Origin of the sequence: Nocardia sp. NPDC058497 (genome assembly GCF_042720195.1) — a bacterium.
Classification (GTDB): domain Bacteria; phylum Actinomycetota; class Actinomycetes; order Mycobacteriales; family Mycobacteriaceae; genus Nocardia.
Map to the genome: position 1 here is coordinate 1 of NZ_JBHXMY010000741.1, position 2484 is coordinate 2484.

General features: G+C 69.0%; 2 protein-coding genes and 1 pseudogene. All 3 read right to left on the minus strand.

Translation table 11 applies throughout. From position 1 onward, the window contains the following. Positions 1-576 (minus strand): annotated as a pseudogene (locus ACFWPJ_RS30305) (histidine kinase); the annotation flags it as partial. Then, entirely contained in the window at positions 573-1376 is an 804-nt protein-coding gene (locus tag ACFWPJ_RS30310; RefSeq protein WP_378856550.1) for an ABC transporter permease, read from the minus strand. The pseudogene ACFWPJ_RS30305 and the gene ACFWPJ_RS30310, both read right to left, overlap by 4 nt. Beyond that, positions 1373-2314, minus strand: a complete 942-nt coding sequence (locus ACFWPJ_RS30315) for an ABC transporter ATP-binding protein (RefSeq protein ID WP_378856552.1) — start codon at positions 2312-2314, stop codon at positions 1373-1375. Before ACFWPJ_RS30315 ends, ACFWPJ_RS30310 begins: the two co-directional genes overlap by 4 nt. Between the last annotated feature and the right edge of the window lie 170 nt (positions 2315-2484).

Here is a 2484-nt window from a genome sequence, read left to right on the forward strand (position 1 = left end):
TGAGTGCGCGAGCTTGGTGCGGTCGAGTTCGTCGACGACCCTGAGTCCCCACACGGTGAGGACCGTTATGCCGACGACGAATACTCCGGTGAGCAGATGCGCCGCCGCCAGCGCCAGTGCGGACAGTGGCGACGATCCGAACGCCAGACCGGTGGCGAGACTCAGGCCGAGCAGCACCCACCACCGGTGCCGGATGAACGGTATGACGGCGAACATAGCCAGTAGGGCCACGAGTCCGCCCGCCACCCGCGCGTCGCGGACGGCCGACTCGGCCGTGGCCAGGCGGGCGATCACCGCCGAAACCGCCCACATCGCCAGCAGTGTCACCGCCGCCACCAGCGGCGTCCACTGCCGCGTCACCCCACCCGGCACCGTCGCGAAGTCGTGTTGTGCCGCCACCGCGAGGACCGCGGTGATTCCGGCGATCACGATCACCGGGGCCGACCACGGCGAGCCCGCGGAATTGAGCATCACCACGACCACCCCGACGATGCTCCCTTGAAAGGTGAGTCGCGTAGAGAGGCGGAACTTGGCCGCGCTCGACAGCTCGTGCCACCAGGCCGTCCATCGGCTCACCCGCGATCGTCCCAGCGGAAACTCTTGCGGGTCAGCGCGAGCGCCAGGACTGTCCATATCGCCAGTGTCGCAAACGGGCGGCCCGATTCGAGGACGGTGCCGGCGAACCTCAGCACCGCTTCGGACTCCGCAGCCGTCGCCGTCTTGCCGGACGCACCGAGGAAGACCAGGTCGGAGACGGCGGCGAACGGCGTCCAGTCGGCGAGCGCGGCCAGCCGGTCGGGCAGGATGTTGCGGATCGAGGCGAGGCCGGCCATGGCGAGGGTCATCACCGGCAGCGAGGTGATCTGGGCGGCCTCGGCGTTCTTGGTGACCGCACTGGTTGCCAGCGCGAGCAGCGAGAAACAGCCGATCCCGCCCGCGAGCGCCAGCACCATCAGCACCGGATTGACCGGGGCGGGCGCCCCACTGCCGTAGACGGCCACGGTGACGACGGCGGTGCACACGAGGGTGACCAGTATGCCGGGCACCGCGGGGGCGGACTGGATCTGCCAGTCGGCGGCCTCGCCGGTACGCAGTCGCTTCAGCACGCCCTCGCTGCGGCGCGTCGTGACCATCGACAGCACCGAGTAGTACTGCACGAAGATCAATGCCATGAGCGCGAGCAATTCGACGGTGACCGCTGCCATCGCCGTCGTCGGCTCGGTGTCTTTGCGGGCGATGAAGTAGATGACCAGCGGGATCCCGACCGGGAACAGCGTCGCCATATAGACGAGAGTCTTGTTGCGCCGGAACTGCAACCACTCCGCCTTGGCGAGCGCGGTGAGCGGGCGGGGACGAGGTGCGGTGATGGTGGTCATCGTCGTGCTCCGATCAGTTCGGGGGTGTTCGGCCGCGCGTCGGCGTCGCCTGCGATGTCGAGGAAGACCGATTCCAGGGAGGCCGCGCGGGCCTCGAGCCCGGCCAACCGGACACCGGCCTCGCGGGCCCAGGCGAGCAGTTCGAACAGGTGGCCTTGCAGGTCGTCAGTGCTGACGATGACGCGCTCGCGTGCCTCGATGTGCGCGCCGCGCAGCTGCGGCACCGGCAGTCCGGGATGGTCGAAGACGATGCGCGCCGGATGGTCGTCGACGATCTCGCGCAGGGTGCCGCGCCGGGCGATGACGCCCTTGTCCATGATGGCGATGCGGTCGGCCAGCGATTCGGCCTCGTCGAGGTAGTGCGTGGTGAGCACCATCGTCACCCCGGCCGCTTTGAGGTCGGCGAGCAATTGCCATGTCCTGCGGCGGCTTTCCGGGTCGAGTCCGGTGGTCGGCTCGTCCAGGAACAGCAGTCGCGGCTGACCGAGCAGCGCGCAGGCCATGTCGACCCGGCGCTGCTCCCCGCCCGACAGCGAGCCGACCCGCACCTCGGCGCGGTCGACCAGGCCGACCTGCGCGAGCACGGTGTCGACGGTGGTCGGGTTGCCGCAGGTGCCGCGCCACATCTCGAGCGTCTCGGCAACGGTCAGTTCGGCGGGCAGTCCACCGGACTGCAGCATGATGCCGACCTGCGCGCGGACCTGATCGCGGTGCCGGTGCGGGTCGAGGCCGAACACCTCGACCGCACCGGCCGACGGAGCCGCGAGCCCCTCCAGCAGGTCGAGCGTCGAGGTCTTGCCCGCACCGTTGGTGCCGAGCAGTGCGAAGACCTCCCCCTCGACGATGTCGAGATCCACGCCTTTGACAGCCTCGAAGGCCTGCTCGCCGCGGCCGTAGGTGCGCCGCAGTCCGCGCGCGGAGATGACGATGTCGTTCATCGTGTGCCCCTTTCTCACGCCTTCTACGGTCGTCGACGCGGGCCGTCGCCAGTAGTACGCGCGATCACCGATTACCGATGAGATCGGCATGGGCAGACGATGACAAAAGTCATCTCGCGCGGAACGCGCTGTCGGTGCTCGGCGAAAAACGCAGCAGGGCAATGCCGTAC